Here is a 25,886-nt window from a genome sequence, read left to right as displayed (position 1 = left end):
CCCCAATTCAACTCTTAGATAAATAAATGTTGACCGTGATTCCTGTACCTTTAAGCTCTCCTGATGAGAGTTTGTGATATAAGACCAATGCCCGGTTTGGTTGATCAAAAAGAAACCCACGACGTGTGGGTTTGATTTTGCCTTGCTTTACTAAGGAAACGAAGGCTTCTAAATACTTACGTATACCTTGACGGTTCTCTTGATTAGTATTCATATGACGCTCAACCAGCATCATAAAGAAGTCCAAGCTACGGGTTTCCTGCCCCTCAATCAGACTGCCCTCATCTAAGAAAGAACTTGCTATAAGCCTGCCATCAATTTGTTTAACCTTAAATAGAGTAAAATAACGCCCTTCTTTCTTAGGATCGTTCGCATAACAGACCCAGGAACCTTCCTGATTCTGTGTAAAACCCTGTTCGGCAAGGTAAGAAAACAAAGAATTACTTGGCTTGCTTGGTGGTGGAGGTAATAAATCTTCAATGGGATCTAAGGAGCAAATCCTCTGCGTTGCTCTCAGTTGAGGAATAGCAGAAGTTTCCTGGAAGGGCTTGTCATCAGACATTGCAATACTAGACATCGCAGCCAACGCAGATACTTGGAAAGCGATCGCTCCAAACAAACGAACAATGATATTCATGTTTTTCCTGTTACTCTTACTTAAGTTGTTAATAATCGAGTCATTACTAAATCAGGATTGATCTAGCAGTCCTAAATCATTTGTTAAATTTAAGTGTTTGCCTTATTTGGTCAAGGGTAGGCTAACTTTTCACCAATCAAATAGGACTCTTATATAGGTAAATAACTACAAAGAGAAATCAATATCTAAATAAAACACACAATACTCATGTCTGATTGACAACATAAATCTGGCTTTTTGATATTTTTATATATACAAAAAACAATTGACATCGCGTCAAATTTTTCTATTTACTCTTGTCTAATTTTTTGCCATTTTAAGAGGGTTTCATGCTTTCTTATCTGGCTGTTATGATTCCTAAAAAAGAGCTTTTTTAGCTATTTAGTAGCTTATATAATCAGACTTTCAAAAGCTCTGTGCTTTACACGTTGCCGCTTTTGTTCATTTCCTTGGGGAGTTGAAGAAGTTTTTGTTTTTTGGAGGTAGCACACCTAACTAGCTGTTTCAGCATGGTTACAATTTGATGTATAAAATAGTATTTCCATAACAGTAAAATAATATTACCATGAGCTTGAGACATACAACAGTCTTATGGACAGTTGTCAAAGTTGTACACGGTGAATTGTAGCCATCTATTCATTAAATTTCATGGAAAGTAGCTGAGATTCCAATACGGTTCGGTTAAGGTGCATAGTTTTTCAAGATCCCCCTTAGTCCACGCCACTTGCTCCATTTGGGGAGACCCCAAGACCGCAGTGGCTCCCCTTAAAAAGGGGGAAATAGAACCGTTTTTAGCCCCCCTTTTTAAGGGGGGTTGGGGGGATCAAGTCTTAACCGAACTGTATTGGCTGAGATTCAACTCTTCTGCTGCAAAAAACCTACGCAAACATTGTCTGAGGCTTAGATGCTTAAAGCTCAGATTTCCGACTTCTCTAATAAGTCGGGAATCTTCTTGTTCACGAATGATTTAGGATTGTTATAAGTATGTCCTAAAATTTACTCTGTAGATAGAAGAATATCCTGAGTAAAGTTGGTAAGTATAGAAGTTAGATTAATAAGCATTTTTTACTACAATTAAGATACTAACTTGGCAGTTGTAAAAGCCTTGATACGATGAATGTGGAATTTTTTAACAGTATTCCTTTGAAGCCTTTAGTATTACTCTGGCTGGCTTACACTCTGCTAGGATGGTATCTTGCTGCTAATCATATTATTTGGTTGGTTGGAGCTTTTATAGCTGCTATAGTTATAGCTGTAGTGCGGAAGAGTATTTCTTGGTTAGAGTGTTTAGTTGAATTTGGTTCTAAAACCTTAGTTGTCATGTTATTTTTAAGTATATCAATTGCTTTCGTAGCAACTTGGTCAATATTATTCCAGCTATTTCTTATCCCCTTAGCAACTACGCTCTTAGCTGATTTGGAAATGCGCTTTTCTGGTTACAACAAAGTAGATTCATTTTGGGTTTTAACAGTCGTAGCGATATTGGGTTTGATAGTGGGTGAAGTAATAGATATTCTACTTTTTCGGAGTAGTAGATACTAATAGTGATTACCTGTGAGGTTGTATAGAACAAGGGGCTTAGAGGATGTTTGAAAAGCCCTCTTATCGGTAGCAAAAGTACATTATGACGTTCGGCGAAGCTTGGTCGAGCAGTATTTCTACGTGACAGGGCAACTTTGAAGTTGCGATCGCAATGGGATTTTTGGATTTGGCAATCTCAAAGAGAAAGAGGGAGCGGTAAACATTAGTTTGCATCTCCCTCGGCTGTTGAATGATCCTTAATGAAAAGATCATGTTAAATTTTAGTTTCTGTTAGAAAATTAAGCCTCAAACCTGGATTAAATCAAAGTCTCTGAATTTGGCTTCGATTATTGTTTTACGAGAATGAAAAAACAGGGATTATACGAACACAAACTGAGTTGCGTTATTTAGATTTAATTGCCCAAAAACACTGCCTGTAGTAACTCCTTGGACAAGACCAATCAGATCGTCATCAAACGCAGCGATGGTTGAGTTTCTGTCAAAAATACCCACTCCTACAAATCCTCCTGCAACAACACCATTTGCTAACCGATAGTCAGCTGCTGCCCCTCTAAGTTGGATTCGATCTACCTGATTTGCTGGTTCCCCTACAAAATCAATGAGGTCAAAATCAGTAATTCGAGCGAAATCAGCATTGCCTACAGAGTCATAGAGAATCGAGCCAAATATACCTCCCGTGCCCAGTACAAAAGTATCTTGATCGAACAAACTACCGCTCGTTAACACATCAATTTGACCGTCTCCACCGCCGATGAGCAAGTCGTTGCCCGTGCCGCCGATGAGCAAGTCGTTGCCAGCACCGCCGTTGAGGATATCGTTGCCTGCGCCGCCATTGAGCAAGTCGTTGCCAGCACCGCCGTTGATCACGTTGGCTGAGGCGTTCCCCGTCACGTTCTTATTTAATTTTTATAGATACTGAAGCGATCGCTTTATACCAAGTATGGATTTGTATTAATTTGTAGCGAATTGATACTAAGACAAGCTAAAAATGCAAATACTTCTAAATTTTGTCTAGCGAGAGAATTTGGGGCGATCGCTGTAGTAAAGTTAACGAGATGAATATTACGGTTTGAAGATATACCACTGGTGACTGTCACTTTCCTGTCACATTTATTTTTAACTATAGAGATATAGGTAAAACAGTGATTCAAATTGGCCTTTCAGAAAGGCCACCTAATTGGGCTGATGATCCCCAAATCCAAAAGGTCGTGTTGACTCCTGAGTTCCAAAATCCTGAGTAAATACAAGATTCCTCTGTTGAAGCAAAGACTATGAAACAAAGTGAACAGTCCCCACTCAACACTAATAAGGAACTAAAGTGAGTAGACCTAAAGATTACCGTTTATTTGAGCAGACAGCATCAACTGAAGTAGCAGCACCCAAAGCATCGCTGACATTACCAGACGCAGTGGCTTTGATTGTCGGTATTGTCATCGGCGCAGGGATTTTTCAAACCCCGGCTCTAGTGGCAGCTCAAGCCGGTAGTGATATTGCTGTATTGCTTTTTTGGTTAGTTGGTGGTGTAGTATCTCTGGTAGGAGCGCTGTGCTATGCAGAGTTGGCGACTGTCTATCCCGATGTTGGTGGTGTCTACTATTATTTGAAACGTGCATTCGGGCGGGGAGTCGCCTTTTTATTTGCCTGGGCGCGGATGACAGTAATTCAAACTGGTTCTATTGCTATTTTGGCATTTGTCTTTGGCGATTATGTTTCTCAGATATGGCGGTTAGGAACGTTTTCGTCTTCTGTCTACGCAGCCGTAGCGATCGCACTTTTAACCGCTTTGAACATCATCGGTTTGCAACAGGGTAAGTGGACGCAAAACTTGCTGAGTGCTGCGAAAGTTCTGGGTTTGTTGCTGGTAGTAATTATTGGGCTTACTGCCATTCCTAATTCTGCCGCGCCTGTAGAATCTGCATCATCAGGAACATGGGGACTGGCGATGGTGTTTGTGCTGCTGTCTTACGGCGGTTGGAATGAAGCGGCTTATATCTCCGCAGAAATTCAAGATGGCCGACGTAATATTGTCCGATCGCTAATTTGGAGTATTGGCATCATCACCGCCATTTATCTGCTGATCAATTTGGCTTATCTACGGGGACTGGGATTAGCAAACATGGCACAATCGGAAGCGGTAGCCGCAGATTTAATGCGCTCTCTTTGGGGCGCACCAGGAGCCTTGTTTATTAGTGTACTGATTGCGATCGCTACCTTGGGAGCAACCAACGCCACAATCTTTACCGGAGCGCGGACTAATTACGCTCTAGGACAAGATTTTTCGCTATTTGGTTTTATGGGACGCTGGCAGCAACGTCCTGGTAGTCCTACCCATGCTTTATTATTGCAAGCAGCGATCGCCTTAGCACTGGTTTTTTTAGGCACGTTCACCCGCAAAGGCTTTCAAACAATGGTGGATTACACTGCCCCTGTTTTTTGGTTCTTCTTTTTGCTTTCAGGCATATCACTGCTGGTATTGCGAATCCGCGAACCCAACATAGTGCGCCCATTCCGAGTGCCATTTTATCCTTTCACACCATTACTTTTTTGTGCCGTCTGCGGTTACTTGCTCTACTCCAGCTTGGTTTATACAGGTGTGGGAGCAGTTGCAGGTGTCTTAGTTGTGGCAGCAGGTATCCCCCTGTTGTTCTGGAATAACTACCGCCAACGTAGGACGTGAGACGAGGGAGACAAGGGGAAATAACCAATGCCCAATGCCTAATAACTATTGACAAAGGAGAAAATTCATGCAATTCAAAAAAACTCTGTTTTTACTGGTTACAGGAATTAGTATTACCAGCTTGGGAATTGCTGGGTGTACGGCGCAACAGCAAGACTTGGAAGCCGGGACACAACCTTCTACTCTGACGGCTCAGACTGAAACCGCAACTCCTACAACTACACCTACAACTCAACCCCAAGAACGTCCTGGCGATGTTCCTTATGTGCCAACACCACAGCCAGTGGTGGATGCAATGTTAAAAGTGGCAAAAGTGGGTAAGAATGATGTGCTTTACGACCTTGGCAGCGGTGACGGGAGAATTGTGAATACTGCGGCACAAAAGTTTGGTACGCGCGGTGTCGGTATAGATATTAACCCCGAACGCATAGAAGAAGCTAATGAGAATGCCAAGAAGGCAGGAGTAACTGATCGCGTGCGGTTTGTGCAGCAAGATTTGTTCAAGACTGATTTTAGTGAAGCAACAGTAGTTACACTTTACCTTCTACCCGAAATCAACCTCCAACTCCGTCCCAAGTTATTGAAAGAACTCAAGCCTGGTACTCGCATTGTCTCCCACGCATTCGATATGGGCGATTGGAAACCACAGCAAACGTTAACCGTAGAGGGCAAAACTATTTACTACTGGGTGGTTCCTGAACAAGTGCCAGCGAATTTACGCTAGGACTAATACCAATTCGTAATTCGGAATTAAGAGGCATCAGATTCAAGTTGAGTTTCCATCTCTTGGATCTGTAGCCTGATTTTTGAGAATTAGTTTAAGAACTTCAAAATAATCAAATACCTATTTTTGAATTCCCTCCATTGGGGGTTGACAATGCTAATTTTAGACTTTGAATTTAAGGAATAATCTCAAATTGTTTGAAAGAAGTATAAATTAAAGCAAAGGCAGCTTAGAGAGGAAATATGATAGGCTTAAAAGGTAAGAACGCCTTAATTACAGGTGCAACGTCAGGTATTGGTCAGGCGATCGCCATTAGACTTGCTCAAGAAGGGTGCAACATCGCCATCAATTACCGCAAAGACCCGGAAGCTGGGGCAGAGACGGAAGAGATGGCATTGCAAAAAGCCTGCGGAAATATCGAAAATTGTGGTGTGAAGTCGCTGCTCGTTCAAGGAGATGTTTCCCAAGAATCAGACATTGTTGAGATGGTCAACACCGTGGTTAAGGAATTTGGCAGTGTAGATATTCTAGTCAACAATGCCGGCATTCAAATAGATAGTCCATCCCACGAAGTTACCACAGCAGACTTTGACCAGGTGATTGCCGTGAATCTCCGGGGTGCGTATCTCTGCGCCCGTGAAACTATTAAACACCTCCTGTCTCTGAATCGTCCCGGAGTGATAATTAATATTTCCAGCGTTCACGAAATTATTCCTCGACCGATGTATATCAGCTATTCCATTAGTAAAGGCGGTATGGAAAACCTGACTAAAACCTTAGCATTGGAATATGCCAGCCGAGGCATTCGTGTAAACGCTATTGGACCCGGAGCAACGATCACACCAATAAATCAAGACTGGATAGATGACCCTGAAAAAAAGGCGATGGTGGAAAGTCATATCCCAATGGGGCGTGCTGGCTCCTCTGAGGAGATGGCAGCCGCAGTTGCTTTTTTAGCTTCGGATGAAGCCGCCTACATCACCGGACAAACACTGTTTATAGATGGTGGATTGACTCTGTATGCTGACTTCCGGGAAACCTGGTCAGCTTGAGGTAAGGCTGGCGTACTTTCCACAATTGAGCCGATACATACCATTAGTGGAATTAAACGCCCATGACTAGCGCGATCGATAATGAGAGTCTGCTGGAAGCAGAAGCCTGGCAACTGTTGGAAAAGTCCATAATTTATTACCAGGGAAAACCCATTGGTACTGTCGCTGCCCACGATCCGGAGTCAGATGCGCTCAATTATGACCAGTGCTTCCTCCGCGATTTTGTCGCTTCTGCCTTAGTGTTTCTCATGCACGGCAAAGCAGAAATTGTCCGCAATTTTTTAATAGAAACGCTTAAATTACAAAGTCACGACAAGCAGATGGACTGCTTTGAACCGGGAGCGGGATTAATGCCTGCAAGTTTCAAAGTACATTTTAATGGGAATGAAGAATTTTTGGTTGCTGATTTTGGTGAGCAAGCGATCGCTCGCGTTCCCCCAGTTGATTCTTGTATGTGGTGGATTATCCTGCTACGGGCTTATGAAAAAGCTACAGGCGATTTGTCCCTAGCACGTCAGCCAGATTTTCAAGCCGGAATTAAGCTAATTTTGGATCTTTGCCTAGTACATCGGTTTTCCCTGTACCCAACAATGTTAGTTCCTGATGGCGCGTTTATGATTGACCGTCGCATGGGAGTCTACGAACATCCTCTAGAAATTCAAGTATTATTCTATGCGTCCCTCAGGGCTGCTAGTGAATTGCTTTTACCAGATGGAGATGATAGCTACTTTGGCAAAGTCAATAGGCGATTGGGATCTTTAAAATATCATATCAGTAACTATTACTGGCTAGACCTGAAGCGAGTTGGGGATATCTATCGTTACAAGGGTAACGAATTTGGTAAAGAAATTGCGAATAAATTCAATATCCAATCAGAATCAATCCCTAATTGGTTGACCGAGTGGTTGCCCGAATCTGGAGGATATTTAGCAGGAAATCTGGGGCCGGGACGGATGGATTTTCGCTTTTTTACTCTGGGAAATCTCATGTCAATCTTAGCTTCCTTAGCAAGTGAAGCCGAATCTCAAAGAATTATGAATCTGTTTGCCCAACGCTGGCAAGACTTAATTGGCTCTATGCCTGTTAAAATCTGCTTTCCAGCTTTGGAAGGTTTAGAGTGGAAAATTGTTACAGGATGTGACTCTAAGAACAGCCCTTGGTCTTACCACAACGGCGGTAACTGGCCTGTTTTACTGTGGTTCTTTACTGCTGCGGCGCTAAAAACAGATCGAACAGAACTTGCCCAAGCAGCTATAGCCATTGCCGAAAGGCGTTTATTTAAAGATAAATTCCCAGAATACTACGATGGTCACAATGGTCGTTTGATTGGCAAAGAAGCCAGAATTTATCAAACTTGGAGCATTGCCGGATTGCTAGCAGCTAAACAATTGCTGGCAAATCCAGAGTACTTGGAATTAATCAGCTTTCCAGAGGGTCTTGAAGGCCCAGGTTGTAGCCTGTAGGTGCTGATTGCACCCCAGGGCTTCTACCTCGAATCTGATTTAGTGGTGTAATTATCAGGGTGTCTTTGCTAACTAGCTACACTGACGCAGTATCAGAAGCGATCGCTTAAAGTAGAAATTAAGAAATACCAGAGGTGTGCTATGTAAAATCCTCCTCAATAAAAATTAGCTCTCTTCTATTAACCTAAGAAGTGAAAAATAACCTCAAATTCTTAAATAGCCAATAACTGATACACTATATTGTAAGGGTATCCGAAGTGTAATACTTAGTTATATCACAAGATAGTCTTTGCATAAGTAGCACGTTTTAACGTGTATAAACCATGAAAATTACTTCAAATTTAATTCCAGAATTTGAAAAACTATTCAGACAAAAATTACAGTTAAATAATTGTCGGCTCAGAAAGAAGAGACAAGAGAATAATTATGAAATAATTACTCCAGCTAAAGACATTTTTCTGATGTATTGGTCTGAATTCCCAGAAATTAGCCTGATCTATCAGCCTATAGGAGTACGCACTTACCAAACTGAAGTTTATGAGCGAGCTATCCGCTCCCACATTAGTTTTTGTATAACTAGTCTTCAGGAAAATCCTACCTCTGAATCACCATTATTGGTGACATAACTAATACTTAGATAACTTACAGAATATTTACTAAGCTCTCGCCAGTTTTTATCATATAACTGACGAGAGTTAATTACTGAAAATCTGTTGATCATAGAGATAAAAATGGAATCCGAAAAAATTCAAGATCAGCTAGATTATAAAACCTTGTTAGCCAATGCAAAACAAGCTTTAAAAGCTGAATATCAAAAATCAACCGCTTTAGCGTCCCAATTGCAAGTCATAAAAACTCAATTAGAGCAAGTTCAGGTTGAAAATAAAATCTTGAGGGAGAGTGCTTATGAAGATGTAATTAAGCACTTTGAGGCGCGTACCCAAGCAGCAGAAGCACTAGCGCTAAAAACAGAAGTTCGCCAAAGATTTCTTGAAGCTAATGGTTGTAATGATGATGAAAGCTTCGATACTTTATGGGATAGCATTAAAAATAAGATTAAAATCCAAGACGGGGAATTAAGAATCGTTGCTCAAAATGGCACTCCCAAATTCACCTTTAAGGGTAACATGATGACTTTGAGAGATTTTATTCAATCCCTCAAAGAAGACCCAATCTCTAGAAAGTTTTTCTCTAACTAAATAACCAAATTAATCAAAGCCTCTCGCTAGAAGCGGACTAGGGATTATCTAACAAAACTATTCATCTTCGTCCCCTGGCGGTCGTTCGCTATTACTTTGTTGGGCGTTCCACTCCAAAACAATGCGCTCTAACATCTCAGGTTGCGTACAGTTATTAATATCCGCGTAGATTTTAATCAACTGCCTCACTTTAGGACTAACGTGGCGGATCTCCAGTTGGTTATCTTGTACCATATCCATTAACTTTTGGTGTCTACTAATAGTACAGCTTTGCGTAAAATCGTGGCGAATTGAGGGGTGAAATTTAAACGCAAAGGAGGGCAGCGCGTTGGGCAGGTTTCCCGACTTGAAGCGACTGCCGGGGCACAGAGAAGCGCAGAGGCACGCGGAGAATTAATGGGAGATGTTGTATTTAACTAGGCGGGGCTGCTTCTTCTACTGGACGGATAATTGCTGGGGCTGGTGCGACTTCTGGTTTAAAGATTGCCTGTAATGCTTGTTGCAAGGTTTGTGCCATGACGATCCGGTTTTCGTAAGCCACAACTACCCGCACCAAAGTTGGTAGGCTATTCTGTGTGGCTTCTAGATAAATTGGCTCGACGTACAGCAGCGATTGCTCAATGGGAATTACTAGTAGATTGCCTTGAATGGCTCTCGAACCCTGACGATTCCATAGGGAAATTTGCTGGGAAATTACTGGGTCTTGGTTAATCCGCGCCTCGATTTGCTCTGTGCCGTAGATTAGTCTTTCTTTGGGAAAGGTATATAACAACAACTTACCGTAGTTTTCGCCATCCGATCGCGCCGCTAACCAAGCGATTAAATTAGTCCGCTGTCGGGGAGTGTAGGGTAGAAGCAGAATAAATTCCTCTCTACGTTCGCGCAGCGTGTCGAAGACAGAGGCTGCGCCAACAAAATCTACAGTGGGTAGACTAGTAATCAAATAATACGGCTCTACCGGACGGGTTTCATTGCCATAGATTTCGTTAGGAATCTGCCACTGGTCTTCCCGGTTATAAAATACCTGGGGATCGGTCATGTGGTAAGTCATCAACCGCTCAGATTGGATTTTGAAGAAGTCCACCGGATAGCGGATATGACTGCGGAGACTAACTGGCATGGCACTTAGTGGTTTGAAGGTGTTGGGAAATATCCTTGACCAAGTGGCAATGATTGGATCGCTCTTATCTGCAATATAAAAATTCACGCTGCCATTGTAGGCATCAATGACTACCTTAATCGAGTTGCGAATATAGTTGATACCATCGCTACCAGTGTCTGAATAAGGATAGCGATCGCTTGTTGTGTAAGCATCAACAATCCAGTAAAGATAACTAGGATTTTTGGGGAAATCTTCATTAGCCGCAGCAGCTACTAAATAAGGGTCGCTGTCAAATTTGAGGAAAGGTGCGATCGCTCGAATTCTTTGCTTGACATTTCGCCGGAATAGTACCCTTGTATCTGGCAAAAAGTCCCGCGTTAGAACCATCTGCCAATCTTTCAAATACATCGCAAATAACCAGCGTCGCCATGCTGAACCAATTTCAACGCCACCCAGACCATCGTAAGAGTTGTAAACATTGTCACTACCACTGGGGTAGTCTAACTCTCGAACTCTTGTGCCAGTCATTACGTAGCTATTAGCGATTTCACCGTAATAAATTCGGGGCTGCCCAATGGGAATACTGTCACGAATCGCTTCACTAGAAGTTGTGAGGGCGCTACTATCACCGCTAATATCTTTGACAAAATATTCTGGTAGCCCACCCGGCCCAACTGTATTAACTGGACTAACAGTAAACCCAAAACCGTGGGTATAAATAAGGCGGCGGTTAACCCATGTTTGAGCTTCCTGTGGTACGCCAGTGTAGTCTAATTCTCGTGCAGCAATCAATACCTGTCGCCGTTCTGTTGAGTCAATTCCTTCCTGCTCAGGTTCTGGTGGGTTTTGAGGGGCTGATGGTCGGCGGTAAGTTACATCTGTTTTCAGAGTATATCGATCAATATCGGCATCGGGGAACCGATAATATGGCCGAATTTGTTGCAGTTGACGGTTAGTTTGTAACAGTGGTCGCTGATCCCAAAGGCGAATATTCCGAATTGTCAAGTCATTCTCTTGAATATCAGCTTCAGTCAATGTTCCTTGAGGGTTGAAGCCTTTGGAATCGATCGCTTCTAAATCAAATGCTTGGCGAGTCGAGGCAATAGTACGCTGAATATAGGGCTGCTCTCGTTGCAACTCATTAGGTTGGACAATTAAATATTGCACCACAGCAGGTAGAACAATGTTAACTGCTACAACTAATGCTAGATAAACTCCTAACCCGTAAGATACCAAGCGGTGATGCTGAGATTTGGATTTCCAGAAAAACGTTCGCCAAAGTAGGTAAAAGGCGATCGCTGCTGCCACAATGCACAAAACGGTATAAGCTGGCAACTGGGCGATCACATCCGTGTAGCTGGCGCCATAACTAACACCACGGGTAGAATACACGAGTTCATAGCGACTTTGCCAGTAACTCAGAGCCACTACCAGCATCAACAAGCCACCCATACCGGATAAATGGCGCTGCTGCTGGGGCGAAAAACCAGGGAAAATCCCCTGACTTAAACTGTCTGCTGACAGGAGATAAGTTAGGGTAACGGCGACGAAGCCATACAAACATAATCCCATCAGCCAGAGTTCTAGCAGTTCCCAAAAGGGTAAGGAAAATATGTAAAAGCTGATATCTTTACCAAATAAAGGCTCAGTGCTGTTGAAAAGGGTGGGGTGGAAATATTGCAGCACCTTTGGCCAGTGTTGGAATAAGATAAACGCAAAAATGGGACTTAACAAAACTGCGATCGCAGTTAGTAAAAATTGAGGATAAATTAAGATTGCGATCGCTACTCCCCCAATTAAACCGAGATACCAGATTTGAGAGACAATCTGCCTTAAGAGTTGCCAGATTGTCTCTGGTCGAAATAAGGCGGGAATCGGTAAACTAGCATTATTAACTGGAGAATGCCAGTAAAAAAGAGCAATTTGACTATAGTGAGCCAGCATCAGCCCAATCAACAAGCTCACTACCAGAGTTAGGGGTAATAACCAGCGCAATTTTAATGTTTGAAAGCGTTGCGGTGCAAGTATTCGGGTTTCATTGCGTCTTGGATAATCAGGACTGAGAAAATTTGTTAATTCACTGTTGAGTTCTGCTGACTCAATCTTCAAAGACTGGGGATATTTTAGCCGTTGTGCTAGAGCCAGATTTAGCAGTAGATAGGTAGCAGTTATCCCAGCTACCACTATCCACAAAACACCACGAGTTAACACCCTCAACAGAAATACTTGGAGGTAGCCGATTTCCTGAAACCAAAAAATCTCTGCTCCCAGGCGAGAACCCAGATCCAACAGTAGCCACAGCCCCAAGAATACGATGAATAGTCTAAAGCTCCATTTCCAGAACATTCCTCACCCTAACAGTCAAATGTTTTTCGGTTCTACGATAACTGTAAGCGATCGCTCTTAGTGAAGATGATCTTTGTTAGATGCTAAGTGGATTTCTGCTCAGAAAAGGGGCAATATTCTTGGCAACTAGCGATAAACATCGTTTAATATGACTAATCGCGCTCCTACTTCAGCTTTCAGATATTCAGTAATGTTTGATTTTTAAATTGTAATTATGCTAACCAGTGTTGACCGTTTATTATTTGTCCGGCGAGTCCCAATTTTTAAGGAATTGCGGGATGATTTTATTGTGCGGCTCACTTCAGTGATGAACGAACTGTCATTTCCAGCTAATTACACCATTTTTCGCCAGGGAGAAGAAGGGCGATCGCTCTACATTGTTGTGTCAGGCCGAGTTAAAGTCCATATTGGAAATAAACTACTTGCAGAGGTAGAACAGGGAAAATACTTTGGCGAAATGGCCGTATTTGATACTCAACCTCGTTCCGCCACTGCAACGACTTTGGAACATTGTGAATTTTTAGAACTGACGCAAGAGCAATTGTATGATGCGATCGAAGAAACTCCCGAAATTGCGGTGAATATCATTCGTGAGTTATCCCGTCTGATTCGCAGATTAAATGACGATATGAATATGACTGCATCAGACTCTCATTAGTTATAGCGATTTTTATCAACCTAAAGCATAGATTTATCTGTTGTTATTTAATTCTTATATCTATTACACTCACTTGTCTAATCTAAGTTTCAGCAATTAAGATTAAATTAAATGTAGTCAAGGGCAACTAAGCTTTTTGCTTTATTAAAGCAATTTTAGTAACGGGGTTTATTGTAAACAAAAGTTTAATTTAATACATTATTATATCACATCCAAAAGAGCAGGTAAATCGCTTATTATTGGTAATTACCTTAAAGAATAATTATGATAGAAGACGCGGCAATCTTGTGTTTAGAAAAGGTTACTGAACACCACGCCCAACTTTTGTACTCCCATATAAGTGAGCCACGTCTGTACGCATATCTTGAGGATGAAATTCCTCAACTCTCCGAGGTTAAGCAAAAGTTTAGCTTTGCCGAGCTAGAAAAATCACCCGACAACGACACTATGATTTGGTTGAAATGGGTCGCCATAAACCCTCAAAATCAATACATAGGTATTGTAGAAATAGGTATTTTTGATGAGCAATATGCGGAAATTGGTTTTATGACCTTCATTGGTTTCCAAAAGCAGGGATATGCCCCCATCTACTGCTCACTAGCGATCGCCGAAACTCAAAAACGCTTCAGCCTTAACGCCCTATATGCATCGGTGAACGAATACAATCTTGCCTCTCGTAAGGTAGTTGAGAAACTTGGGTTCGAGTTGCAAAAAGTCAATCAGAATGTAGAGTTTATCAAAGGCAAAATTTCCGATGAATTAATTTACCGCCTGATTTTCTGAGAGGATGTTTTAATATTCTGGCAGAGTGGTAATATTTATTAATATTTTACTTTCAGACAATCTTTAAGAAACTGCTGGGGAATCTCTACACTTTCTCCCCAGTGCTGATGAACATAAGAAGCATGAACATTTGCAGGTAAACCCCATCCCTCGCATCCCATATTTTCCTCACAATCGTAGCGAGAAGTTTCAAATAGAGGCTGACTGGGAGTTGAGGTTAAAGAAGAACGATGAAACTCATGTCCGTAGACAGTTGTGCCTGCCTTCATTAACAGATTATCTTGCAAAGCTACTGCACGACGATACCCCAAAGTTAAACGCCCACCCATCACCGCAGATGTCGGTAAAACTCCCGCCATCGACCAAGATTTACCCTCAAAATCGATAATTTGCTCACACAAATACATTAAACCCCCGCATTCAGCGATCGCAGGCATTCCCGTCATAATTGCTGTTTTCACTGCATCACGGGCGCTAGTGTTTTCTGCTAATTGCTGGGCAAAAACTTCTGGGAAACCACCGCCAAAATACATTCCCTGGACGTTTTGTGGTAATCTGGCATCTTCTAATGGACTCCAGAAAACCAGTTCTGCACCCAACTGTTGCAGCAAATCGAGATTGTCTTGATAGTAAAAATTAAAAGCGCGATCGCGGGCAATGGCAATTCTAACCGGGGATCGGAGATAAGCGGGATGTAGCTTTAGCTTCCCGCAGGGTGGGGGATGAGGGAGTGGTTCTGATTTTAATAGAGGTAACAAATGTTGCCAGTCAAAGCAGGCATCTCCCAAATCGGCAAAGCGATCAATTAAAGCGTTGAGTTCGGGAAGTTCGGCTGTTGGTACTAAACCCAAATGGCGATCGGGAATTGTAATATTATCTTGACGCCGTAGTACGCCGAGAATAGGTAATTGTAGGGGTTCTAGGGAATCTTTCAGTAGAGAGAGATGGCGATCGCTTCCAACTCGATTTAGTACCACCCCAGCAATTTTAATTCGGGGATCAAAAGAGCAGTAGCCGTGAGCGATCGCCGCTACAGAACCAGAAAGGCGACTACAATCAATCACCAACACCACAGGTAAATCTAAAAGCCGCGCAATGTGTGCCGTACTCGCAAAGTCTGTTGATTTTTGCTTTTCTTGCCCATGCCCTATGTCCCATGCCCTATGCCCAATTCCGTCAAATAACCCCATCACCCCTTCCACTAGAGCATATTCACTTAGTTGGCTATGATGGGCAAAACATTGCTGAACGTAGGCTTCGGAAGTTAGTACTGGGTCTAAATTCCGACAAGCACGACCAGTAACGTGCTGATGAAACATTGGGTCAATGTAGTCTGGGCCTACCTTGAAAGATTGTACGAGGCGATCGCGACGACGTAAAGATGCTAAAAGGGTGAGCGTGACTGTTGTCTTGCCCACCCCACTACGTTCCCCAGCAATGATTAAAGCCATAAATGAAACAAATAAGATTTTGATGCAGCAGCTATTTAAGTATTAATTAAATTTTGACTGGTAATATTATTCTGTGTTTGATAACATCTGCAAAAGAGGAACGTTTTATGATCATTGTTCATCATCTTAACAACTCGCGATCGCAGCGTGTACTGTGGCTGCTTGAAGAATTAGGTATCGAATACGAGATCAAATTCTATCAACGTGATCCAAAGACGATGCTGGCACCAGAGTCGCTGCGCCAAGTCCATCCGCTCGGCAAGTCACCAGTGATCACAGATGCAGATTTTGCGATCGCTGAGTCGGGTGCTATCATCCAATACCTAGTTGATCGCTACGGCAGTGGTCACTTAGTCCCAACATCTGGTACACCAGAGCATCTGCGCTATACGTATTGGCTGCATTACGCCGAAGGCTCTGCAATGCCACTGCTGGTGATGCAGTTAGTCTTGAATAATTTCGGGGCAGGAGACAGCAGCGCAATTAGCGGATTCGTCGCACCTCAGATCAAACTTCACTTTGACTACATAGAAAGCGAACTCGGTAAAAGTACATGGTTTGCGGGCGAAGAATTTACTGCCGCTGATATCCAAATGAGCTTTCCCCTCGAACTAATTGCCATGCACCCCAAAGAAGTCGAGAGCCGGCCAAAGCTCAAAGAATTTATTGATCATATTCATGAGCGACCTGCTTACAAACGTGCGCTTGAGCGTGGAAGCAAATACGACGTATCCTTTCAATAATTAGACCCTCAAGAAGCGATCGCCCTCAACAACGCAACTTTACTAATACTATAGGCGTTCCCTCTGCGTCTTGACAACTTACCAGACTCTTCTTCAGGAGTGAGCGCCTAAGCTTTTTTCTTCTGCAACAGTTCTTCAAACTGAGACTGTAGCTCATCGATCAAAACCCATGCGTTAATTGCAGTCATTACTGGATTGTATTGCGCTATAAAATACCGCCAACTTAGACGATTTAATTGAATTGCTGCAATCTGAAATTTCAAAAAAATATTACAATTCAGGATGATTCTATCTAGTTCCACGAAGATTTTAAAGCCTATGTAGAAAATTACATAATTAGAACTTACGCATTGACAAAAAACACCAGATATGAATATGGTCAAAAGCCACATCTTTCGTAAGGCTTTAGCATTGCTAAACCCCTACAGCGTGGTCTATTTACGTAGTTTACCGCCGTAGGCATCATAAGGATAATTAATAAAAGCCTGAAACAGCCTATTTTCCTTAATCCACATCACGGTTAATTTGTATAGTGCGTAAGTCCTAATAATGTCCTCATATAGGAGTTACTCAGAAGCCCACACTCAACCCGTTAGGGTTGAGTGTGGGCTTCTGAGTGACTTTTATTCTTTTCAGGCAAAGCTAACTATTTGTTTCCATTTGGAAAATCTTCGCTGTGACGCCCAAGCTTTCTTCAAATAGTGACTCACGGCCCCAGCGTTGCACCTGCTGACTCAGCAATGCTTCCGCTTTTTGCTCAGAAAGTGAAGTCACCTGTTGAAACAAACCTGCGGACTGGGCCCCACCGTGTGTTTCCATCCGCATACAACCGCCAGTTTCTGAACAAATCACCGTACCACAGTCTGCCTGTGCATTTGTCGAACTGAGGCGTAAAGCAATCAAGTCGCCCATAATTTCACCCACATCAGCAACCGGGACACCCGCTAATTCGGCTTCCACTTCCCGTTGGTCTTGGGCAACAAAGCGAATACGAGTAATTTCGTAATCTCCGCTTTCCTTTTCATAGGAAACTGGCTGCCATTCCAACCGACTTGCCAGCCAACCCAAAAACAGTAAACCTTGGGCTGGGTTGCCTTTTTCGTAATCAATCGTTACTCGGTCAACTTCTTTTAGGGCAGCGCGACGCTGAGGTGAATCGTAAGCTTCGGCTGTCAACTCCTGCCATGATGCCAGGCGACGCCAGTTCAAGTCAGCTAGAGGCACGCCAGTTTCTACCAACTCTTGGAGGTTAAGTAAATCACTTTCTGGCTCGTTAAAGTCGCAAGAATCAACAATGACATTATTGCAGACTGCTGCCAATCGCTTGAATAGAGCGTTGTTGGGATCTGGTGTTGCTTTCCACCAAAGAAACTTAGGTAAGCCACCAATCAACAATGCTGGAATCATCCCCCCGATGCGTTCCAAGGCAGCAGCAGTTCCGCTAAGAGTTATGTATTCGCAGCAGATGAGTGTACTTGACGATTGCTTTTGGATGGGGCAGTAGGCAGAAACTTGAGCCTTGACTCCTTCATCTTCTCCAGCAATTGGAAACAGCGCAATAATGCGGCAGGGATTGCGGAGGGCAATTTCATCAGCAATCCTGGGGCTTGCGGCATTTAAGCTATAAGTACCACTAGAACCATTGTCTCCTGTAGCTCCGTTTCCCTGACGTTTGGTAAATTCTTCTCGCAGTCTAGCCAAGGTTTCAGGTGTTGCTGTCCCGGTTTCTGGTAGTGTATATTTTTTCTGCACTTGACGCAGCGCGGTTTCCATCTGAGGGCCTACAATCCCGTCAATTGGCCCGTTGTAAAATCCCAAAGTGGCTAAAAGATACTGGGTTTCTTCGGGTTCGTAAACCACTAAAGTGAATGTCGTGGCGCGAGTGGCAGCCGGAAGACCACCGTCTTCACCAGTAATGCCGTAACTTTGCCAAATTTGATTAAGTTCCGCATCTATTTCGTTGAGCGAAATATCTTTCGGTGCTTGAAGTGAAAAAATGGTAGGAGCTTGGGGAGCCATAGTAATAGTATTGAGTTATCAGCTTTGTTTTTTGAATAAGTTAAAAGTTATGAGTTAAAAGTTAGGAGTTAGTAATTATTAACTCATCACTCATCACTCATCACTCCTAACTTTCTACAGTCTGCGCCAACGACGGCCATCCTGGTTAATTAAGAATTCTGCTTCTGCTGGTTCCCAAGTACCAGCTTCGTACCGGGGAATGGTGGTGGGATCTGCGGGTGCATCCCAAACAGAAAGGGCTGGATTTACTACTTGCCAAGCGGCTTCTACTTCGTCCGCCCGTGTGAACAATGTTTGATCGCCCATCATACAATCAAGGAATAGGCGATCGTAAGCATCGGAAGTTGCTTGGATGCCAAAGGAACCATAACTAAAGTCCATGTCAACAGAACGGGTGCGGAATTCTGCCCCTGGCATTTTCACATCAAACCGTAGGGAAATTCCTTCATTCGGCTGAATCCGCATTGCCAAAATATTGGCATTTCTCTGTTGCGCGGCGGATTGAAACATCCGAGAAGGAACATCGCGGAAGTGGATAGAAATCTCACTGACTTTTTTCGGCATCCGCTTACCAGTACGCAGGTAGAAGGGAACACCTTGCCAGCGCCAGTTGTCAACTAGAAACTTCATTGCCACGTAGGTGGGTGTTGTAGAGCTGGGATTAACGCCTGGTTCTTCCAGATACCCTGGCGCTGGTTGTCCCTTCATCCAGCCAGCACTATATTGACCGCGCACTGCTGAACGTGACAGATTGTGTACATCAGCTAAACGGGTAGCTTGGAGTACCTTCACTTTTTCCGTGCGGATGCTGTCGGCATCCATTGCGTTGGGGGCTTCCATCGCTGTTAGGCAGTAAAGTTGCATCAGGTGGTTTTGCAACATATCCCGCAATGCACCGGCGCTTTCATAGTAACCAGCCCGGTCTTCCACACCTACGGTTTCTGCCACGGTAATTTGCACATGGTCAACAAATTGACGATTCCACAAGGGTTCAAAAATCGCATTGGCAAAGCGAAATACCAGTAAATTCTGGACTGTTTCTTTACCTAAGTAGTGATCAATGCGGTAAACTTGGTTTTCTTTGCAATATTTCTGGACAACTTGGTTAAGACTCTGGGCAGAAGCCAAGTCCCGACCAAAGGGTTTTTCAACTACTAGACGATGTTTGTAGGGATCTTCTAGCATCCCCGCGCTTCCTAGCTGCTTAATTGCTTCAGGGAAGAATGACGGGGCAACTGAGAGGTAGAACATCCGATTCCCTCGCGTACCCCGTTTTTCATCTAATTCACTCAATAAGCTTTTCAGTTTTTGATAACCTTCAGGATTGTCTATGTCTCCAGGACAATAAAACAGACCTTGAGAGAAGTCTTGCCAAAGTTCTCCCAAATCGACACTAGCATGAGCCTCTTCCATGCCCTTTTGCATTTGTTCGCGGAAGTAGTCGTGGCTCCACTCTCGTCGTGCTACGCCGACAATGGTAGTTTCTGGGGGAATGCGCCGTTCTCGCCGCAATTTGTAAAGTGCTGGTACTAGTTTGCGCCAGGTGAGATCACCAGAAGCGCCAAAGATGACTATAATTTGGGGTTCGGGCATCCCTTGTTGTTGCAGACCAACGCGCAGGGGATTTTCTAGTAGACTAACCATAGTAATTTTGGATTTTAGATTTTGGACTTCGGCTTTTCTCCGAGATGCTACGCGTAGCTTGCTTCCCCGTAGGGGTACGCTCAGTCGAACGATTTTGGATTTTGGGGTTAGGGGAGAGGTGACAGGTGACAGGGAATAATTTGTACCCTGTAACCTGTACCCTATTCCCTTCTTCAGTCCCTAGTCCCTACACTGGCGACAATACCTTGATCTTTTCTTCTAAAGAGTTCATCAAGGACTGGAAGGGCTGGATAGACTTATCAATACCTTCAACTAACAGTTCATCCATTACGGTATCGAGATCGATTGTTAATGTCGGGGTTTTTGAGGTTTTCGATTAACGCGTAAGCTTCTTCTACCCCCGTTTTTAAACGATCGCCTGCGTTACAATGATCCGCACAAGCTTTAATCGTCGCTAGTGGTAAGGTGTTAAAGGTATTGCGGACAATCAACTCATTGACATACATCACCTCGCTACAGGTGGGCTCTAGGGCATATTGGTTCATTTCTTGGAGATGATTGGTTGTCATCGCTCTAGCTTGTTTCACTCCTGTTAATGATGTTTCCTAGTGGAGTTAGCAAAACCCATCAATATTTGATGGTGACTTTTGAATTGTGGCGTTGCCAATCACTTATCGCATCGGCCAGCTGAAATAATCTTTAATACATCTTCAAGAATTGCTATTCTGTATTCCCAATCCTAAATGACCATGATTAACTTTTAATTAATCCCATAAGCTAGACACATCCTTGATACTTTTGTCAGCCTTGTCTAATGCAGCATGACAGAAACAGCGATCTAGTTAAAAAAGGTTAAAAAGCCGCTGAAACAAGCAATATTCCTTCTGTCTCCTGCCTCCTTAATGACCATTTTGAATAAAAGACTCCACCTTGGCTACATCCTCTTTGCTACCAATAATTAAAGGTGTGCGCTGATGTAGTTTTTTTGGCACTACGTCCAAGATATCCATCAGTCCTGTAGTGGCACGACCGCCTGCTTGCTCAATCAAAAAGGCTAGGGGAGCGGTTTCATAAAGCAAGCGCAATTTACCTTCTGGGTTTTGAATTGTGCCTGGGTAGAGAAACACGCCGCCTTGAACCAAAATTCTATGGATGTCGCTCACCATTGCGCCGCTATAACGAGCGCTATAGCCTTCTGTACGATGAACATAGCGGATGTATTCTCGAATTGATTCTTCCCACTGCCAAAAGTTACCTTCGTTTACGCTGTAAACGGAACCGTGTTTAGGAATTTGGATATTTTCTTCGGTGAGAATAAACTCTCCTAAGCTGGGATCAAGAACGAAGGAATGAACGCCTTTACCTATACTATAAACCAGCATCGTGCAAGGCCCATACAGGATGTATCCGGCAGCGATTTGCTTACGTCCGTTGGTGAGGAGGTCAGTTGCCTTACCATCGCTATCAGTTCCTTCTTGTTGGCGAATGGCGAAAATGGAACCTAAGCTGAGATTGTTATCTGTGTTGGATGAGCCATCAATTGGGTCATACAGCAAGGTATAGCGCCCAATGGGGCAATTTTCAGGGATATAGTAGGGTTTTTCCATTTCCTCAGAAGCTAGGCGACAGACTAAGCCGCTTTGCTTAAATACTGAGATAAACACATCATTGGCATAGACATCCATCTTTTTGACGGATTCCCCTTGCACATTGACTTCCCCAGTAAATCCGAGAACGCCTTCCATTAAACCGGCACGACTCATGCGGCGAGCAACTAATTTGCCGGCAAGGGCGATGCGATTCATTAGCGCACTTAAATCCTGTGCATCTGCTGAAAAACTCTGAAGTTGCTGTAATACGTGACGGGATAAGGTTGTACAATCACGATCTAGGGCTTTGTCTGTAGCATTGTTGATAGATAAAGATAAGTCTAAAGATTCTGGCGCTTGAGTCATTTTTGTGTTATTGGCAGCCACTAGCTGTTAGTTGGGTTTTAGTCGGGTATGGCAACTTATAGTTGCTGCCTCTATCTTAGAAAGGTAATTTGATAACTTAGATGCGACTTTAGATAAACTAAAGAAATGAATTTTTAGTGAGTCCTGCACTCAGAGTCTAGATACGTAGTAAATAGTCTAAATTTTGATTGTTAATGCAAGTCCTAATGCTATTCTGTAAAGTCCTTTATAATTTTTATATAAGACACTAAGGTTTTCACTGATTAAGCTTGATACAGGCTGTGAAGCTATGGATACCGGAAATTGGTTTAGGTATTGGACGTGAAGGGGGAACTTACCAAAGAATCACGCGAGAATGGTTGTATTGGTATGACGAAAATTGTAATAGATACTCAACACCAGAAGAAGTAACAATTGAGCAACAGCAACAACTATAGGACTCATCTTTGATTTTTGAAATACACGTAGGGGAGCCAGTGCGTTGCGGAGGTTCCCTACGTTGTAGCAACTGGCGTTGCGTTACGCCAAAGGCTAACGCACCATTTCAGATTTTAGGTGCTGTATAGCGGTTCCCATTCAGATGCAGTACAACGTTATATCCCAAGGTGTAGGGGTACGGCATGCCGTGCCCCTACGGGTGTACCTCACGTAAACGAGAACTGCTATATTTGTAAGCAAACATCAACGTTCCAGCTTGCAAACAAGGCGTTTTCTGGCTGAAATTAAGTGTAGTCTTACATAGAATTCGTATCAAAGACTCAGATTGAGCCAAAAAAGTTTTTCAGCTGATGACAAGCTAATTTCAAAGTAGCCTAGTATACACAAAGCAGTTATTAGAAAGATAAAGATAAATCGTTTCATATTTCCCTCAAAATAAGATTTTCAGACAAACTCATTACATACAATTAGTAAGACAATTTGCAAATATCCTTGACGATCGCCAGTTTTGCTAGTTCATATCCAGCCTTTAACGAGCGATCGCCTGTTAAGTTAAGTAAGTAGGCAAGAAAAAATTAAACACTTTCATCTAGTTCCAGGGATGAGCGAGTAAAGCCTGTGAAGTAATGCCTAAGCCAATTAGGGTAATACACAAGGCACTTGCCACGGGTAACATTGTGATCTTGGGTATCTGGAATGGTAAATGCTCAAACCGATCCTTGGCATAGACCAGCATTAACCCGATTCCAGTTAATACTGCTGCTAGACCTAAGCTAAAGGCAGACACCAGCGCTAGTCCAAAGCCAATTCGTCCCATTGCGATCGCACTCAGCAACACTACTAAGGCTGAAGGACAAGGTAATAAGCCGCCCGATATTCCCAACGCTAGTAGGCTAGACCACTTCATAGAATTTACATCACCATCAGGCGGTAAATGCGAATGCTCATGGTGTACATGGTTATGGTGATGATGCGAGTCATGGCTGTGTTGATGACTATGTACATGGTCATGTGAATGAGAAACCTGAGTCCCTTGCAATCGACTGATAAACAAATTCAGACCAATTACAGTTACTAATACACCAGAGAGTACGCTTAACCAAGGGTACAATTGCTCTGTCAAGATGAACTGGGATGTGCCAAGAGTGAGCAGCCCTAGAGCAAATATGCCAGCAGTATGGGTAATCGTCACAATTAGCCCCAGAAATAGGGCGTGTTGGGCATTACTACGGGAACCGACCAAATAAGCACCAACTATCGTTTTCCCATGACCAGGGGAAAGGGCGTGTAAACCACCCCACAAAAAGGCGAGGGCTAGAGCTATGAGAATAGTCAGGAAATTATGATTTTCTTGGGTAATCAGGCTAGTAAAAACATCGTTGCTTCTGCCGATAAAAGCATTATCTAAGCGGCTGGATGATTTAACAGACGGTGGAGGCGGTTGTTCACTCGATGTCAGAGACGGATTGAGTTTAAAGTCAATCCGACGCTGGTCGAGAGGACTGCTGAGTAACTCAGTAGGGTAATCTCTCAAACGGTTGGTGATACTCAAAGAGGTGAAATCACCTTGAATCGGAACGCCATTTGCAGCCACAGTAATCTCACGCCAGCCCAAGCGCTGTGGATAAAACTGATCTTCAAACTCGATTAACTGATTCGCGCCGACTAACTCCATTGTCCCCTGAAAGTTACAACTCAGTCGTAGTGTAGATAATCCTCCGACACCTGGAGGAAATTCGACTGTTGATTTGATTAAAGATAGTGCTAAAGGCTGTTTATTGATCAACAATTCCAGATGTGAATTGATTTCCTGGCATTTTTGCTTAGGGTATTCAACCGTCTCTATAGGTTCAGCTTTGCGATCGCGGTTAATATCTAAGTGATTAATCTCCTGAAAAGCCGGAATCTCTGCCATGTCTAAAACATAATCAATCCCCACACCATCTGTCGCTACCTGCACTCCTGCGTAGTGATTGATGGTGAAATTGCCTAAAGGATGGGCATCCGCCCTCGGCATCCAAAAGAAAGATATTGTAATGATTGCAGTACTCCAAGCCAAGCAATGTAGCAGCTTTTTCATAAAGAACTCTCTACAGTTTTAAAAGAGACAGAGGGGACTAACTCAGCCAAGACTTGATGAGCTTGATCAGCATACTTGTAATGAAATTGAGGATTGAGGCTAACAGCTTGAGTTAGTCGCTTGATTGCTTCCTCACGGTTATTTAAGTGAAGTGCAATCATGCCAGCATGAAATTGCAGCAAAGCATCCTCTGTCCCGAAGCGAGTTGCCCGTTGTGCTGCCCTTTGCGCTTCTTGCCATTGCCCATTAGCCGCAGCTGCCCAAGCCAACGTATCTTCTGCATATACATCGTCTCGCACTGCTACTTCACTACGGGCAATCTGTAATGCCTCTGGTAAGTGGATTGCGTGTTCGGTGTAGTAGACTGCCAAAGCGCGATCGTAGATTCCTTTAACCTTGCTTAGATAAGCGACTACCCCGATCAAATCTTCAGTTTCAGCTGCGCCTTTTTGGTTTCCTAAAGCTAGTTGAGCATCTGCTTTGTACCCCAGCGTTTCTACCTGTGGCATCAGTTCTATACCCTGGTTTGCGATATTTAGAACATCCTGCCATCGATGCTGTGCTGCATAGAGGCGGGCTAGTCCTGTAAACGCAGCTATATGCCGTGGAAAGAGGTCAAGTGCTTCCCGATATCGCTGCTCAGACAGGGCAAAATCCCCGGCTGCAAAAGCTAGATCCCCAGTCCGCACATGAAACCAAGCCCGGGTTTCTGCGCTCGTCGTGTAGAAAGAGTCCATCTCCTGCATAGCTTCATTTAGCAGTTGTCGCGCTGAGGCTAGATTGCCAGTTAACTCTAAGTAACGGGCGGTAACTGCGTTATGACCAGAGTTCGATTCTTCCTTAGTCAGGTTCTGCAATAATTGATCAGTTGCTTCATAGTCACCCAACTCCATCTGAATCGATGCTCTCAGCGAGACAATATTGGGACTATCAAGAGATGGATTTTGAGTGTTATTTAATACTTCTAAAGCTGATCGAAACTGATGTTGAGATAGTAAAGCTGATGCTAAGAGCATGGAAGAAACCTCATTATGGCGCGGCTGTAGTGCCAGGGATCTACGTGCCGCTTGTTCTGCTCGTAACACATCGTCCACATCTGCCACTTCTCGAAAGCGCTTCAAATATTGATCGGCTAACAGATGTAAAAATATTGAGGAATTGGGAGATTGGGCTACTTTTTCCTCATAGACGCTGATAATATGCGATCGCTGTAAATAATCGGGGAAGACTAAATCTGACTGCTGAACTGGTAATATCTGCCTAGAATTAACAGTCAGCAGTTGCACAGCAGAGGAATATATGCCGAACTTACCATTGGTGTAGCCTAAACTTAGCGCTTGTGTATCAGAGGGTCTTAGTAAAACCAGTAGGCTAGTTAGCGCTAACACCCATAGTATTCGTAGATGCATAAA

21 protein-coding genes and 2 pseudogenes are annotated in these 25,886 nt (G+C 43.3%); 11 read left to right on the top strand and 12 right to left on the bottom strand.

Features of this window, described 5'->3' with window-relative positions; all coding sequences use genetic code 11:
* Window positions 1–7 precede the first annotated feature (7 nt).
* Window positions 8–637 carry a hypothetical protein gene (locus ACEW80_RS13040; RefSeq protein ID WP_373526981.1) on the bottom strand — a complete coding sequence of 210 codons (630 nt, stop codon included), beginning with the start codon at window positions 635–637 and terminating at the stop codon, window positions 8–10.
* A gap of 1,113 nt (window positions 638–1,750) precedes the next feature.
* Here ACEW80_RS13040 and ACEW80_RS13035 point away from each other — a divergent pair.
* A complete protein-coding gene (locus tag ACEW80_RS13035) occupies window positions 1,751–2,179 on the top strand; it encodes a hypothetical protein (protein ID WP_373526980.1) in 429 nt (142 codons plus the stop codon).
* A 357-nt stretch (window positions 2,180–2,536) separates the two neighbouring features.
* Here ACEW80_RS13035 and ACEW80_RS13030 read toward each other — a convergent pair whose 3' ends face one another.
* Both ACEW80_RS13030 and ACEW80_RS13025 read right to left on the bottom strand, forming a co-directional pair.
* Complete coding sequence (locus ACEW80_RS13030) at window positions 2,537–3,070, bottom strand: calcium-binding protein (RefSeq protein ID WP_373526979.1); 534 nt, start codon at window positions 3,068–3,070, stop codon at window positions 2,537–2,539.
* Between the two features lie 38 nt (window positions 3,071–3,108).
* Window positions 3,109–3,276 (bottom strand): hypothetical protein, encoded by a 168-nt coding sequence (locus ACEW80_RS13025; protein ID WP_373526978.1) that lies wholly within the window; start codon window positions 3,274–3,276, stop codon window positions 3,109–3,111.
* A gap of 221 nt (window positions 3,277–3,497) precedes the next feature.
* On the opposite strand from ACEW80_RS13025, the gene ACEW80_RS13020 reads away from it, so the two are divergent.
* The 6 genes from ACEW80_RS13020 to ACEW80_RS12995 all read left to right on the top strand — a co-directional run bounded on the left by ACEW80_RS13020 (window position 3,498) and on the right by ACEW80_RS12995 (window position 9,294).
* A complete protein-coding gene (locus ACEW80_RS13020) occupies window positions 3,498–4,856 on the top strand; it encodes an APC family permease (RefSeq protein ID WP_373526977.1) in 1,359 nt (452 codons plus the stop codon).
* A gap of 67 nt (window positions 4,857–4,923) precedes the next feature.
* Window positions 4,924–5,580 carry a class I SAM-dependent methyltransferase gene (locus tag ACEW80_RS13015; RefSeq protein ID WP_373526976.1) on the top strand — a complete coding sequence of 219 codons (657 nt, stop codon included), beginning with the start codon at window positions 4,924–4,926 and terminating at the stop codon, window positions 5,578–5,580.
* 242 nt (window positions 5,581–5,822) lie between these two features.
* Window positions 5,823–6,632: an SDR family oxidoreductase gene (locus ACEW80_RS13010; protein WP_373526975.1), complete on the top strand. Its 810-nt coding sequence runs from the start codon at window positions 5,823–5,825 to the stop codon at window positions 6,630–6,632.
* 62 nt (window positions 6,633–6,694) lie between these two features.
* Window positions 6,695–8,095, top strand: coding sequence for a glycoside hydrolase 100 family protein (locus ACEW80_RS13005; protein ID WP_373526974.1), 1,401 nt, complete (start codon window positions 6,695–6,697; stop codon window positions 8,093–8,095).
* A gap of 323 nt (window positions 8,096–8,418) precedes the next feature.
* Complete coding sequence (locus ACEW80_RS13000) at window positions 8,419–8,721, top strand: hypothetical protein (protein WP_373526973.1); 303 nt, start codon at window positions 8,419–8,421, stop codon at window positions 8,719–8,721.
* Between the two features lie 105 nt (window positions 8,722–8,826).
* Window positions 8,827–9,294, top strand: a complete 468-nt coding sequence (locus ACEW80_RS12995) for a hypothetical protein (protein ID WP_373526972.1) — start codon at window positions 8,827–8,829, stop codon at window positions 9,292–9,294.
* A 57-nt stretch (window positions 9,295–9,351) separates the two neighbouring features.
* Here ACEW80_RS12995 and ACEW80_RS12990 read toward each other — a convergent pair whose 3' ends face one another.
* Both ACEW80_RS12990 and ACEW80_RS12985 read right to left on the bottom strand, forming a co-directional pair.
* Window positions 9,352–9,534, bottom strand: a complete 183-nt coding sequence (locus tag ACEW80_RS12990; RefSeq protein ID WP_373526971.1) for a hypothetical protein — start codon at window positions 9,532–9,534, stop codon at window positions 9,352–9,354.
* Window positions 9,535–9,706: 172 nt separating this feature from the next.
* The gene (locus ACEW80_RS12985) at window positions 9,707–12,742 is read right to left on the bottom strand and encodes a UPF0182 family protein (RefSeq protein ID WP_373526970.1); all 3,036 of its coding nucleotides are present in this window, start codon (window positions 12,740–12,742) and stop codon (window positions 9,707–9,709) included.
* Between the two features lie 214 nt (window positions 12,743–12,956).
* On the opposite strand from ACEW80_RS12985, the gene ACEW80_RS12980 reads away from it, so the two are divergent.
* Window positions 12,957–13,400, top strand: a complete 444-nt coding sequence (locus tag ACEW80_RS12980) for a cyclic nucleotide-binding domain-containing protein (protein WP_373526969.1) — start codon at window positions 12,957–12,959, stop codon at window positions 13,398–13,400.
* Window positions 13,401–13,664: 264 nt separating this feature from the next.
* Window positions 13,665–14,183 (top strand): GNAT family N-acetyltransferase, encoded by a 519-nt coding sequence (locus ACEW80_RS12975; protein ID WP_373526968.1) that lies wholly within the window; start codon window positions 13,665–13,667, stop codon window positions 14,181–14,183.
* Window positions 14,184–14,221: 38 nt separating this feature from the next.
* Here ACEW80_RS12975 and ACEW80_RS12970 read toward each other — a convergent pair whose 3' ends face one another.
* The gene (locus ACEW80_RS12970) at window positions 14,222–15,634 is read right to left on the bottom strand and encodes a cobyrinate a,c-diamide synthase (protein WP_373526967.1); all 1,413 of its coding nucleotides are present in this window, start codon (window positions 15,632–15,634) and stop codon (window positions 14,222–14,224) included.
* Between the two features lie 107 nt (window positions 15,635–15,741).
* Between ACEW80_RS12970 and ACEW80_RS12965 the strand changes: the two genes are divergently transcribed.
* Complete coding sequence (locus ACEW80_RS12965; RefSeq protein ID WP_373526966.1) at window positions 15,742–16,377, top strand: glutathione S-transferase family protein; 636 nt, start codon at window positions 15,742–15,744, stop codon at window positions 16,375–16,377.
* A 642-nt stretch (window positions 16,378–17,019) separates the two neighbouring features.
* Here ACEW80_RS12965 and opcA read toward each other — a convergent pair.
* The 4 genes and pseudogenes from opcA to fbp all read right to left on the bottom strand — a co-directional run bounded on the left by opcA (window position 17,020) and on the right by fbp (window position 21,956).
* Window positions 17,020–18,396, bottom strand: coding sequence for a glucose-6-phosphate dehydrogenase assembly protein OpcA (gene opcA / locus ACEW80_RS12960; protein WP_373526965.1), 1,377 nt, complete (start codon window positions 18,394–18,396; stop codon window positions 17,020–17,022).
* Between the two features lie 114 nt (window positions 18,397–18,510).
* On the bottom strand, window positions 18,511–20,040 hold the full coding sequence (zwf, locus tag ACEW80_RS12955) for a glucose-6-phosphate dehydrogenase (protein ID WP_373526964.1): 1,530 nt from the start codon (window positions 20,038–20,040) through the stop codon (window positions 18,511–18,513).
* 187 nt (window positions 20,041–20,227) lie between these two features.
* A pseudogene (locus ACEW80_RS12950) lies at window positions 20,228–20,528 on the bottom strand (transaldolase family protein); the annotation flags it as partial.
* Window positions 20,529–20,900: 372 nt separating this feature from the next.
* Entirely contained in the window at window positions 20,901–21,956 is a 1,056-nt protein-coding gene (fbp, locus tag ACEW80_RS12945) for a class 1 fructose-bisphosphatase (protein WP_373526963.1), read from the bottom strand.
* A gap of 284 nt (window positions 21,957–22,240) precedes the next feature.
* Here fbp and ACEW80_RS12940 point away from each other — a divergent pair.
* Window positions 22,241–22,393, top strand: a pseudogene (locus ACEW80_RS12940) (Uma2 family endonuclease); the annotation flags it as partial.
* A gap of 590 nt (window positions 22,394–22,983) precedes the next feature.
* Here ACEW80_RS12940 and ACEW80_RS12935 read toward each other — a convergent pair.
* Both ACEW80_RS12935 and ACEW80_RS12930 read right to left on the bottom strand, forming a co-directional pair.
* The gene (locus ACEW80_RS12935) at window positions 22,984–24,474 is read right to left on the bottom strand and encodes a nickel/cobalt transporter (RefSeq protein ID WP_373526962.1); all 1,491 of its coding nucleotides are present in this window, start codon (window positions 24,472–24,474) and stop codon (window positions 22,984–22,986) included.
* Complete coding sequence (locus tag ACEW80_RS12930) at window positions 24,471–25,883, bottom strand: tetratricopeptide repeat protein (RefSeq protein WP_373526961.1); 1,413 nt, start codon at window positions 25,881–25,883, stop codon at window positions 24,471–24,473. The genes ACEW80_RS12935 and ACEW80_RS12930 overlap by 4 nt, the downstream gene beginning before the upstream one ends.
* Between the last annotated feature and the right edge of the window lie 3 nt (window positions 25,884–25,886).

This window comes from Nostoc sp. (assembly GCF_041747015.1).
In the GTDB taxonomy this organism is placed as follows: domain Bacteria; phylum Cyanobacteriota; class Cyanobacteriia; order Cyanobacteriales; family Nostocaceae; genus Nostoc.
The sequence above is the reverse complement of the archived record's forward strand: the minus strand, read 5'-3'. Positions and strand labels throughout refer to the sequence as shown.